Raw genomic sequence first — 11,792 nt, 5'->3', positions numbered from 1 at the left:
TTTGTAGCACCCTCGCTCGCGGTTCACCCAGCGAGGCATCTGGGATGGACCTTACCGCGTCCCACCCGCATCTGGGTACCGGGACCGCTTCCGCGCGTCTCACGCCGCTCGGGTTTGACATTCACGAGGCAGTGGCGGATTCTCGCGCGCGGGCGCGCCCGGGCGAGGCGCCGGTGGGCTCATCCGGCGGTACCTATTACATAGGGGGAAGCCCCAGCCTCGTCCCACCTTGCGCGCACGAGTGCCCCTGAATTGTGTGATCTGCTTTCCATCGGGCACAATCAGTCTGTGCTCCAGAATTTCCTCTCCGACATTCCGTTCCCGATCTGGTTCGCGATCGGCTGCGTCATCGTGGCCCTAGCTGCGAATACGTTCAAGCAGGCAGCCGCCCGCTCGAAGGGCGCCGTCCCCGCGCCACGCGACGTGCGCAAGGCAGGCAAGGAAGGCGAGTGGAACAAGCTCAACGAGCACCACACCCCGAAGCTGCGCGGCAAGCGCGAGGACATGGCCGCCGATCCGCAGGCACGCCTGCTGGCTCCCGCCATGGTGTACGCATTGTGCAACGACGAGGTCGTTAACCAGCTGAAGCTGTCGGATCCCGCCGGAATGAAGGGCATGCTCGACCGCGACTGGGGTATCACCGATCGCGAGAGCCTGATCCGCCAGATTTATTCGCTCTTGCGCGCCGGACACCGCGAGGATTTCGCTGCCCTGCGCGAGCGCTGCGCAAGGCCCGGGTGGGCAGACAAGGAGATCGCCCGCCTGAGTAAGACCGCGGACTCGTCGATGGAGGACTGGGAGCGTCGCTGGCGCATCCGCCGTTTCCTGGACAATGACCGCGGCATCCAGGCCCTGGATTTCGCCGCGTGGGACCTCATTCGCGCCGCGAACCTGACGCGCGCGGGTGCCGGCCAGGGCTGGCTGAGCGAGGACGAGGCCTGGGATACCCTCGCGGTCATCAACCGGGCTCTGCAGTTCTCCTACTCCTCGTGGGAGGAGACGTGGGAGGCCTTCCGCGTCACCCGCTGGCTGTGGGCCGCCGAGGGCGATGCGCAGACCGCTGCCAACGACCTACACGACCGTAACCGCGGCGAGTTCCTCGTCGGCAAGAATGGCCTGTGGACCGTGATCCCATGGAACGCCCCCTACCCCGCCCCGCGCTTCATCCTCCTCGACGCACTGCGCGAGATGGGTGCTCTGCACCTGCTGTCTTCCGTCAACTGGGAGGAGGCCTCCGCGTGGGAGAAGGACCTCGATGCACAGGCCCGCACCCGCGCCCCCATGTCCATCGGCGGCAAGCCGATCGTCAATTGATCCCCTCAAACACCCAGTAGGAGACCACCATGTCCGACCAGCACTTCCCGACCGAGAACGAGGGCGCAAAGCCCGGCGGCAACACTGGTTCCGTCCACGGCGAGGCCCCGCTCATCCGCAAGAAGGAGGAGCTGACGCCCGAGCAGTACAAGCGTCAGCGCAACAACCTCATCCTCATGGCGCTGCTCGTGGTCCTCATCATCGCCGCCTTCGTCGCCTTCCCCTACATCAAGACCGCTCTGCTGGGTGGCGCCGCGTTCCTCGCCCCGGTGGCTGGCTTCGCACCGCTGCTGTTCTGAGGATTCCTCAGTAGTCGCCGTTCCTCCCCCGCGGGTCCCAACGAGGGCTCGCGGGGGAGTATTTTGTCCGGGTGTCCTCCCGCATGCTCATGTCGTCCGTCGGCAAGCCGTTAGTCTTGACAGACAGCCCCGGGAGGACGCCCCCATTTCTGTGCAGAACTGCCGCGCCTGCGCGCCGTTGCCGATATAATGTCCCCATGGACTCCTGACATAATGCCTCCCTGCCCCTCCTCCCCAAGGTGCATTATGTCCACGATTGTCTTTTCCCACGTCTTCTTTTCCTACGGCACGCTGCCCGTCCTCACTAACGTCTCCTTCACGTGTGGGCCCGCCGACCGCCTCGTAGTTGTCGGCCCGAACGGGATCGGCAAGTCAACACTGCTGGCCCTCGCAGCGGGCCGACTCCAGCCGGACTCCGGAACGATCGCCGGCCCGACGCTCTCCGCGCCCCAGCTAGTTCCCCCAATTCATTGGCCCGCGGCCATGCGGTCAGCACCGGGAGCCCCTCTGGCGTCCCGTCCTCCGCTCGCGGGGGACAGGGAGTCCCGCACCGTCGCACAGCTCATCGATGCCGCCACGTCAGGCACCCGCGGGCTGGCGGCGCGCTTCGACTTCCTCACCGAGCACCTCGCCCGGGACCCCTCACCGGGCGACGAAGCGGAGTACGACCGCGTCCTAGCGGCGATGATCGCGCGGGACGCGTGGACCATCGACACGCGCCTCGAACAGACCCTGGAGGCCCTCGACCTAGGAGGCCTCGACTGCTCCCGCCCCCTCGCCTCCCTCTCCCCAGGGCAGTGTGCCCGCCTGCGCCTGGCCCTCACCCTCGTTGATCGACCAGAGGCCCTCGTCCTGGACGAACCGACGAACCACCTGGACACTGACGGGCGCGAGCACCTAGCACACACAATCGACAACTGGCAGGGGCCGGTGCTCATGACCAGCCACGACCGGGCCTTCATTGAGCGCACGGCGACGGCGCTGCTCGACCTGGATCCGACACCGTGGCGGGCGGTGGCAATCTCCAAGGGAGAGCCCGCGGACTTCGGGGCGTACAGGGTAGGAGGATCCTACTCGGACTACCTGCGCGACAAGGCCGCCGCACGCTCGCGGCACACCGCGATCCATGCGGATCAGCAGGCAGAGAAACGCCGACTCGTATCTCACCAGCGGGATTCGACGGTGGTGGGGCATGCGCGCTTCAAACCCCGCACCGAGATACGGATGGCGCAGAAGTACTACGCCGACCGCGCCCAAACTGTGTCGAAGAGGCGCATCAACGACGACTCCCGGAGGCTGTCGGTTCTCGCGGCACACGAAGTCCCCAAGCCCCGCTATGACCAGGGCGAGTTCTCTTTCCCCCACCCCATCAGGACCACCACGGGCGGGACATCACCGCACCCACACGCAATGGGTATCGCCCTGGCCGTCCGCGGCGCGTCGGTGGAGGGACGCCTCGCGCCAACCTCCTTCGAGGCGCGCTACGGCGAGCACCTCCTCGTCGCGGGGCCCAACGGGTCGGGCAAGACCACCCTGCTGGAGTGGATCGCACGCGGGGCCCCCAGCGGGGCGCACGGATGCATCGATGCCGCCTCCGGGGTCGTCCTCGTGCCCCAGGTGCTCCCGCGGCCCGGCGACCCCCTCATCCCCGAGAATGCGTGGTACCTGGGCATCGGGGAGGCCGGGAAGGGATTCGTTCCCCCAGCGGCGTGGAACCGGCCGCTCGGTGAGCTCTCCGCGGGAAACCAACGCAGGGCTCAGCTGGCGTTCGCGGCGCGGGCCGACGCTCAGATCCTCGTGATCGATGAGCCCACGAACTACCTGGACCTGAACGCCCTGGAGTCCCTCGAAGAGGCGATGCGCGAGTGGGAGGGAACCCTGGTTATCTCAACGCACGACGAGTGGCTGATCACCCGCTGGTGGGGCCGCCTCCATCGGCTCGACGAGAGACGATAGCGCTGAGGGCAGCCCCCGCTTCGCGCGCGAGATCAGTCGGGGCATCAGGCAGCGCGTCAAGCGCGCGCAAGGCCTTGTCCATCGGCGGCAAGCCGATCGTCCAGTAGCAACACCCTGGAACACGGGACGTATAATGAGTCGTCAGTCCTGATACGCGAACCGCACAGTCCAGTAGGAAGTCTGGGCGATGCCTCGCATCCGTCGCTGCCCCGAGCAGAATCCAGCGTCATCGGGTCCACCCTGGTGTACCTGGAGACGAGTAATGAAGACGGAGTCCACACTATATTTCGATGGTCAGTTCTGGGTCGGTGTCATTGAGCGCCACGAGGCCGACCGTTTTCGCGCCGTTAGAATCGTGTTCGGCGCACAGCCCTCAGACGCGGAGTTCTACGAGTTCCTTCTCGCTCACGCTAACGCTCTCCTGTGCCGCCTCGACGAGGTCGCTTGGGCTTCCGATATGGCCCAACGTCAGGCGACGCACCACAACCCCAAGCGCGCACAGCGCCAAGCTTCCCACCTCGCCCGCCGTGCGCTTCCTTCCACTGCATCACAGGCAGCGATTCAAGCAGAACGCGAACGCATGGCACGAGAACGAGCTTCCACGACCAAGCAGAAGAAACGTGAGAAAGCTGAAGAGAAACGCCGCCTCGCCCGCCTGAAAGCGAAAGCTCGCCACCGCGGCCACTAAGGACTGCACGTTAACCCCTCGATACGCACGGAAACCCCATGACCTGCGCGTAGGCGGCGTTACCCCCGTGCGGTTGAAAGGGCCCACGTGCGGATGAAAGGGCCCACGTGCGGATGAAAGGGCCCACGTGCGGACATGTATGGGCACGGGCGGCCACGAAGTGGATAGGAAACCACGAACTGGATAGGTTATGACGTTCTGGATAGGAAAATAACCTATCCAGATCAGCACTACCTATCCAGATCGGCGCTACCTATCCAGGACGTGCAGGCCTCTCCCTCCCAGGTGAAGGACGCCGCGATGCAGACCCCGTGCCAGCAGTCCCGCGTCAGCAGTCCCGTGCGAGCAGTTCCGCAGTACCTGGCCCCGCACGGAGGTAGTACTCCCGCACGTTACCAGCCGACTAGAGACACGCACCCTCAAATACTGTACAATGTTCTGTACATAGGCGAGCAGAGGAGCACCCATGAAGACCATGACCTACACCGAGTCGCGCGCACGCTACGCCGAGGTCCTCGACCAGGTCGTCAACGACCGCGAGGAAATCGTCATCACCCGACAGGGCCACGAGAGCGCCGTCATCATCGCCCTCGACGAGTACGAGTCCCTCATGGAGACCGTCTACCTCATGCAGTCCCCCGCGAACGCCCGCCACCTGCGCAAATCGATCGCACGTCACCGCGCTGGCGAGGGCGTCGTCCATGACCTCATTGAGCTCGACGAGGACTGATCATGCACATCACGTGGGACGAGGAAGCCTGGAACGACTACATCTGGTGGCAGTTCGAGGATCGCAAGACCCTCAAGCGCATTAACGCCCTCATCAAGGACATCCAGCGCAACGGGAACGAGGGGATCGGCAAACCTGAACCTCTTCGCTACGAGTTCTCGGGGTACTGGTCACGCCGAATCGACTCACGGCACCGCCTGATCTACCAGATCAGCGACGACGGCAAAGCCCTCTGGATCATTTCCTGCCGCTTCCACTACGGCCAGTAGCAACCCACGCACCTGAGACACCCGACGCGGATCTACCCCTGCCGCACTCGGACTGCATCGAGTGCCTCAGCCGCCTCGCACGCGAGATCAGTCGGGGCATCAGGCAGCGCGTCAAGCGCGCGCAGCGCCTTAGCCATCGCGCTTGATCCTTTCATCTTGGGGCGCATCTCATCGGGGACGCTCACCCTCATGCCGTAGTCGCCCGCGAGCGCCACCAGCACCTCGACCATGCCATTTGCTCCTCTGACACCGGCCAGCGCGGGCAGCACGGCGGTGATCGTCTGGGCGACGCGATACCCGGCCAGGGCAGAGACGGACGCGCAGTCGCTGAGTGTCTGGGTGACCCTCCCGGGCCCGAACCACCCGTTGCGCATCAGGTAGCCGATCTCCTCGGCCATGGCGGCGGGGTCGAAGCGGCCGGTATCGGCGAGACCCGCGATAGCCTCGGCGGTGATCGCCCGGTAGTTGGCCTGGGCGGCGGTGGATGCCCACGCCAGGGCCGAGTAGGTGGGCGCGCCCGGCGCCCGCCATCCCTGTCCCAGTGCGCGCACTATCACCTCGAAGGCGGTGATGACCTGCGGGAACTTGAAGAACGCACCCTGGAGGACGGGCATCGCGTGGGCGGCCAGAATGTCCGGGTTGTGCTGGAGCGCCCAGGCCGCCCACGCGTAGGCGACGCCGCTCGACCGGTAGTCCCCCGATTCCAGGAGGCGCCCGGTGAACTCGGGGGCGACGCCGGCGACGTTGGTGAGGGCCTGGGTGAGCGAGTCGGCACCCGTGGCCGGGCTCTGCCCGGGGATCACCCACGTCTCATGCATGTCGTCGGTCTTCTTGTACTCACCGCGCACAACCCTGACGGGCTTCTGGTAGGCGGCTCGAATGATCTGACGTTCCCACTGCGGGTGGATCGGTTCCAGCGGTGCGGTCAGGATGGGGTCGAAGCGGTACATGTCCTGACCGTTCGGCTTGTCGTAGGGCTTGTCGCGCAATGCGACGCGCAGCTGTTCGTGCAGGAGCTGGACTGGGCCGCGGTGTTGCTCCCATTCGCTGCCCTTGCGCCGGTAGCCGCGGAAGTGACCTGCCTCGGGTGCGTCCTTCACCTCCACGTCGCGCAGGAGCCGTGAGGCCAGGTAGGACAGCTGGTTGGCGCCCTTCCAGTTGGGCGCGCTCTTCCAGTACGCGGCGAGCAGCGCCTTGTCGGCCTCCGTCAGCTCGATGCCCTCGCCACTGATGCGCATCAGGAGCGCGGGCAGGGCGGCGCCCGCGGCCGCGTCCTCAAAGAGGGCGTGCAACGCAGCGACGACCGCGTCGTTATCGTCGGGCAGCTCAGCGGTGCGCGAGGTGCGCGGTAGGTCCGCGGCGGGCGTGTCCGGGAACGTCCACGAGGCCTGGGTCCCTCCCCCGGGTTCGCTTCCCTGGGTGCTCGCGTCGGAGGTGGCCGTCCCCGCAGGCCCGGCCCCGGCCTCGTCCACGGAGTCTCCGGAAGTATCAGGGGCCACGACGAGCGTGGCGGCGCGATCTCGCAGGTCGAGGGGGAACTCAGCCTCAGCGACCACGTCACTGACGGCGGTCGCGCACCCGGGACGGGCCTTGACGAGGGCGGCAAGCAGGCGCAGGTGAGCGCGCAGCAGCTTCTTTTCGGTGCGGGCAAGGACCTGAGCGCTGACCTGTACGAGCGCGCCCACCTGCTCTACCGTGAGCTCCCCGACGAGGCCAAGGAGAGCCTTCTGCGCCAGCGTGACCGTCTGCGAGGGCTGGACCCCAAGCAGGGCGATGAGGTCCGAGGCTGCCTCGAGCTTTTCCTCGCGCGTGGGTTCAAGCGCCTCCCAGGCCAGCGAGAAGGCACGACTGTTGTATGCGGAAAAGTCGCGCCGATGCGCGGCCAGACATTCGGACAGGATGCGGGGCCGCAGATGCGGTAGGTGCGTCGCCATGTAGCAGATGAGATCCTGGCTGTGTAGGCGCTCGAAGTCACCGCCGGGCGCAGAGGGGTCCTCGCGGTACATCCACACGAAGAGCGCCGAGCCGGGCAGGGCACCCTCGACGCGGAAGAGCTGCCAGAACTCGTGGTCGAGGAAGGTCGGGTTCTTCTCGAAGAAGAGTCGAGTCTCATCCGAAGTGGGGTGGGGTGCGGGAATGATCCTGCGCGCGAAGTACTCCAGGGAGGGCGCAGACGTCAGGTACGCTCCACGCTCGGCCAGGAGGGAGCGGTAGGTGTGCCAGAAGCCAATGCCTCCGGGACTCCCGGCTGCCTCCTCGAGCCACTTGCTGCTCCGCCCGGCCGCGCCGCACCTGTGGGCGGCGAGCAGCCGATCCAGGTCCGCTCCCTCGCGAGGATCGCCTCCGCTGCGGCCCGACCAACGAACTCCGTAGTCGTCGCCGGCGTCATCGCTCCCGGCCAGGGCTGCGCGCAGGAACGCGCACATGCACACCGTGTCCTCGGGGACGGCTTCCGCCCGCTCGGCGGCTGGCGGGACGAGGCGCACAAAGGGCACGGACTTGAAGAGGGAGCGCCGATCCTTCTCTGAGGCCCCCTCCAACACCCGCTCGTAGGCGTCGATTGTCCTCTCCCCGGCGGCGAGGAGGCGTTTGAGGGCCGCGCGGCGCTCGGCCAGTGTCATGGGGGTGGTCATTGGCCCATCTCCTTCAGCGTGCGCGCATACTTGGCCGCCTGTGAGGACCCTCGGAAAAGGCCGAGCCAGCCGATACACTCCTCGCCGAGCGGCGGCGCCCATCCCTCGGCCTGCGCCCGTGCGTACTGTGCAGTAACGACGCCCAGCAACTGCCCGATGCCCGTGCGCCCTCGCTCGAGCCCGGGCAGCAGCGTGAGCGCCAGATCCAGCGCGAGGCGGGGGTCCACGTCCCCCAGATCCCCGAAGGCCTGCGCCCACCGGTTCAGTTTCACGGTGTGCGCCACGGCCTCGAAACCAGACACAACCTGGTCGAAGGCGAGGTCACCGCGCGCCACCAAGGCGGCCAGGGCCTCGACGCCGAGCGCGCGCGACTCGACCTCGCGCTCGCCCATCGCCTGCCCAAGGAGCTGGGCGGACAGCGAATCCCAGCGCCCGCCGTGCTCGCACAGGGCCCTGTAGCACTCACAGGTCAGCTGGGTGTGGTCAAGCACGTACCACTGAGAGGCAAGCAGGCAGACGGCGAAGTGGCGCACCGACGCGGGGTAGAGATAGCGGTGGGCAGTAAAATCGCCCGAAGCACTCGCAATATCCGCGAGCGCGCTCAGCTCGGGTCCTGTCGCACCTGTGTCCACGCCGACGATGCGAGGGAAGAAAAATGCGTAGATCGGCGAGCCGTCTCGCGCGACCTTGGGCTTCCCGGACTCATAGGAGGGACGCCCCTCCCACGTCACGGAGAGTGAGGACAGGTAGCCCTCGGCACGTCTGCGCACCACCCCTTGAAGGGCGAGGCGAATGCGGGCGACGGCGGAGGCGGGCAGGTCCGCCTCCCGCTCGTCCACGAGCACGAGCGCGGCCGCGCAGTCCGGATGCTCGGTGTCCACGCGCAGCAGCGCCTGGGTGAGGTCGGCTGGAAGGGGTGTCGCGCCCCCGTTGTCCAGGGCACGGCGCACGAGCGTCAGGGGATTCACGGCTCCCCGGTCGTCGGTGGGCGTGGCCAGGAGGCGGTAGCGCTGCCCGCGTGCGAGCAGACCCGCGACCTCGATGATGCGCTCTCGCATGAGGGTGGGCATGTTCTCCGATTCCAACCAGGCGGTGCCAGCGGCCAGCGGGCTCTCAGCACCCTCCCCTCCCCCATTGAGGGCTATCTGCAGGAGAGTTCCGAGCATGCGCTCGTACCCAAACCTGCGCGTGGTCAGGCGCCGCACAAGCGGGCGCAACGATTCCAGCGCACTCGGGTCGTACTCGGGGGATGCCAGGAACGCGAGCAGCGCCTCATACTCGAGCCCCATCTGCGCGCCCTGCGCCAGGACACCGACCCGACCAACCACGTCGTCGGCGCTCATGGGAACCAGGTCGTTCACCTCACGGGGAGGCGGCAAGAAGGCGGCGGGAGCCTGCCCACCGCTACCTTCCTCGGGGACGGGTCCGGGGTCAGGCTGGCCATTCGCCGTGTGCCCCGGGTCGAGGAGGTCGAGCGTGGCGACGACGAGCGGGTCCAACTCCGCATCCGACAGGAGTCGGCCGAGCGCTGCGGAGTCGAGGAGGCCCGATCGCAGCGCGTCACTCGCCAGCTCGATGGCCAGAGCCTGCACCTGCGCATGCGGGAAAGACATCGCGATCGCCAACAGGGGTTCGATGCCGCCGGGACTCAGGACCTCGAGACCACCGCGCAGGATTGTCAAGGCTGCGAGTGCGTTGGCCTTCGACCCCATGAGCGCTCCCTCGCAGCTGCGCGCAAACAGCTCCAGGTCGAGGCGACCAGCCCTGGCGAGGGCGGACAGGTGCCCGACCGCCAGGGTCACGGTTGCCCCGACGGGAGACGACATGAGGGCACACAGAGTCGGCTGCCGCGCCTCGGCCTCGTCAATGGTCATGGCGAGCAGGCGCAGGGTGCGCGAATACCACCCGGCACGTGCCGAGGGCAGGTCGGCCGCCAGCATCTCCAGGAGGGCGTCAAGCAGACGATCACGTTCGATGAGCCCCTCATTGACGCTCGCTTCGAACGTGCGCGACCAGCCGGGCGTTTGCTCCGAGCCCATCGAGGCAGAACGGTCGGAGGAGGACAGCGACACGCCGCGGTTACCTTCCTGGCGCAGCATCCCCCACACCAGCTCCTCGCGCAGCTCCCGATCGGCACGCATGAGGGGCAGCTGCAGTCCGGGTTCGAGGCCGATGAGCGCCGTCAGGTACCGCTGATCGTGGTCGAGGGCCAGGTCGCCGTGCAGTTCGGCCAGGCGCAAGAATCCGATCCCCTTGAGCCAAGCACCGGTGACCCTGGAGCTGACGTCCAGGTCATGGGCCGTGGGCGGGCCCTCGTTAATCTCGAGCATGCGCGCGTAGACCTGATCGAGTGTCCACTCGCCTGGGTGGCCCTCGGTCCACAGGTGCAGTCTCCAAAAGTCCGCACATTCATCCAGCGTTTTTGGCCGCCGGAACGGATCCGACTTCTGACTCATTGATCCTCCTTGATCAGCGTGGAGACGGCGAGGACATGCTTGCATGGCCCCCGCCCACCCCTATGTTTCATCCACCACGGGCACGTGCAGCGGTACTCGCCGATGGCGTAGGGGTCGGCGGGCACCTCCACCCGGTAGCGGTTTGCGCCCGAGGCGACACGGAAGCGCGCCCCCTCCTCGTGGGTGACCGCACCGCGTTCAATGAGCGTGCGCGCCCCTGCCAGGCGCGGATGCATAGCGGTGAGGGCGTCGGGACGCACGGGCAGAGGACGGTGAAAGTAGGCCCCCTCAGTCACGTCGAAGCCAACCTGACCACTCGAGGCCAGGAGTGCCAGGCCGCCAGCCACCCGGTCGGGGGCCAGTCCGGAGCGCGCGGCCATGAGCTGCGTGTCGATGCGCGGCTCGAAGGAGAGCAGGGCGGACAGCATATCCGCGTCCTCCTCGACGCGCGGATCTCCCAGGGACGCCAGGACCGCACCCTCCCCCGAGAAGCCGCGCGACTTGGCGGGGCTGAGCCCAATGGAGAGGCGCGCGCCGGGCAGGCGGGCGACCCACAGGGAAGCGACCGGCTCGCTGCCAGCATCCACATCAGGCCCGTAGGCCTCAAGCGAGGTGATGAGATGAAGAAGCGGCTCGAACACGCGCAGGCGCTCGGGGCCGGCGACGCACGCGGCCCCCGGCGCAGGCCGGGTCCCCAAACGCAGACCGCGCACGGCCCGCCCCGCCCACATGACCGTGCCCGTCGCGCTGGACCTGGGCAGGCCTCGGATGAAGGCGCGCGCCTGCGCGGTATTCAACGCATGCAGCGGCATCATCGCGGAGGAGAGCATCTGTGTCTCCGCGAATCCCTTGAGCCAGCGCAGGGACAGCGGCACCTTCTCTTCCGTGACCTCCTCGTCCAGGGTCGTGGCCGTCAGCCCCTCCTCGCCCACACCCAGGTGCAGGGGCTCCCCAGCTCGCAGCGACGCTAGGGCGGCACGCAGCGGCTGATTAACATCCACGTTGGTCACGCCGACTGCGCAGTGGGTGGCGTCCAGGGCCGAGGCCTCCACGTCGAGCCGCGCGTACACGCCGCAGCAGACGCTAAAGGACTCGAAGCGCAGGCCCTCGGCCGTGCTGGTCACGACCGGGTCGAGCATCCCGATACGAGTCAGGCCTCCGCCGGGCGCGACGACCATGCCCGGCGGCACATAGAAGCGGGTACGCGCCACACGTGCGACCGCGAGCAGACCGGCGGCCACCACGTCGGGACGCTCCATGAAGCCCGAAAAGAAAAAGGGATGCGCTGCCTCCCCCTCGGGGGTCGAGCCTCCCGAGGTCGCCAGCGCAAGGCCGCCGCCCTCTTCCAGGCGCGAGGGGGCACCGTATCGGTAGGCCAGCTCGTAGTCCATGTCGCTCCTTCGCGTGATTGTGGCGTCAGGCTAACACAGGGGTCCCACATCTGGAG

9 protein-coding genes are annotated in these 11,792 nt (G+C 67.3%); 6 read left to right on the top strand and 3 right to left on the bottom strand.

Annotated elements, in window-relative coordinates; genetic code table 11:
• Nucleotides 1-288 precede the first annotated feature (288 nt).
• From FBF35_RS01200 to FBF35_RS01175, 6 genes are all read left to right on the top strand, one after another.
• Nucleotides 289-1,314: a DUF1266 domain-containing protein gene (locus FBF35_RS01200; protein ID WP_060566232.1), complete on the top strand. Its 1,026-nt coding sequence runs from the start codon at nucleotides 289-291 to the stop codon at nucleotides 1,312-1,314.
• A 29-nt stretch (nucleotides 1,315-1,343) separates the two neighbouring features.
• Nucleotides 1,344-1,613, top strand: coding sequence for a hypothetical protein (locus FBF35_RS01195; protein ID WP_060566231.1), 270 nt, complete (start codon nucleotides 1,344-1,346; stop codon nucleotides 1,611-1,613).
• 246 nt (nucleotides 1,614-1,859) lie between these two features.
• Nucleotides 1,860-3,569: an ATP-binding cassette domain-containing protein gene (locus FBF35_RS01190; protein ID WP_060566230.1), complete on the top strand. Its 1,710-nt coding sequence runs from the start codon at nucleotides 1,860-1,862 to the stop codon at nucleotides 3,567-3,569.
• A gap of 262 nt (nucleotides 3,570-3,831) precedes the next feature.
• On the top strand, nucleotides 3,832-4,257 hold the full coding sequence (locus FBF35_RS01185) for a YjdF family protein (RefSeq protein WP_060566229.1): 426 nt from the start codon (nucleotides 3,832-3,834) through the stop codon (nucleotides 4,255-4,257).
• Nucleotides 4,258-4,723: 466 nt separating this feature from the next.
• Complete coding sequence (locus FBF35_RS01180; protein ID WP_060566228.1) at nucleotides 4,724-4,987, top strand: type II toxin-antitoxin system Phd/YefM family antitoxin; 264 nt, start codon at nucleotides 4,724-4,726, stop codon at nucleotides 4,985-4,987.
• 2 nt (nucleotides 4,988-4,989) lie between these two features.
• A complete protein-coding gene (locus FBF35_RS01175; protein ID WP_060566227.1) occupies nucleotides 4,990-5,256 on the top strand; it encodes a Txe/YoeB family addiction module toxin in 267 nt (88 codons plus the stop codon).
• Between the two features lie 32 nt (nucleotides 5,257-5,288).
• Here FBF35_RS01175 and FBF35_RS01170 read toward each other — a convergent pair whose 3' ends face one another.
• From FBF35_RS01170 to FBF35_RS01160, 3 genes are read right to left on the bottom strand one after another with little or no spacing between them, the layout of a single operon-like run.
• A complete protein-coding gene (locus FBF35_RS01170) occupies nucleotides 5,289-7,889 on the bottom strand; it encodes a DUF6493 family protein (protein WP_060566226.1) in 2,601 nt (866 codons plus the stop codon).
• Nucleotides 7,886-10,345 (bottom strand): DUF6493 family protein, encoded by a 2,460-nt coding sequence (locus FBF35_RS01165; protein ID WP_060566225.1) that lies wholly within the window; start codon nucleotides 10,343-10,345, stop codon nucleotides 7,886-7,888. The genes FBF35_RS01170 and FBF35_RS01165 overlap by 4 nt, the downstream gene beginning before the upstream one ends.
• Complete coding sequence (locus FBF35_RS01160; RefSeq protein WP_060566224.1) at nucleotides 10,342-11,736, bottom strand: SWIM zinc finger domain-containing protein; 1,395 nt, start codon at nucleotides 11,734-11,736, stop codon at nucleotides 10,342-10,344. The genes FBF35_RS01165 and FBF35_RS01160 overlap by 4 nt, the downstream gene beginning before the upstream one ends.
• Nucleotides 11,737-11,792: the final 56 nt, after the last annotated feature.

This window comes from Schaalia odontolytica (assembly GCF_005696695.1).
GTDB lineage: Bacteria > Actinomycetota > Actinomycetes > Actinomycetales > Actinomycetaceae > Pauljensenia > Pauljensenia odontolytica_C.
The sequence above is the reverse complement of the archived record's forward strand: the minus strand, read 5'-3'. Positions and strand labels throughout refer to the sequence as shown.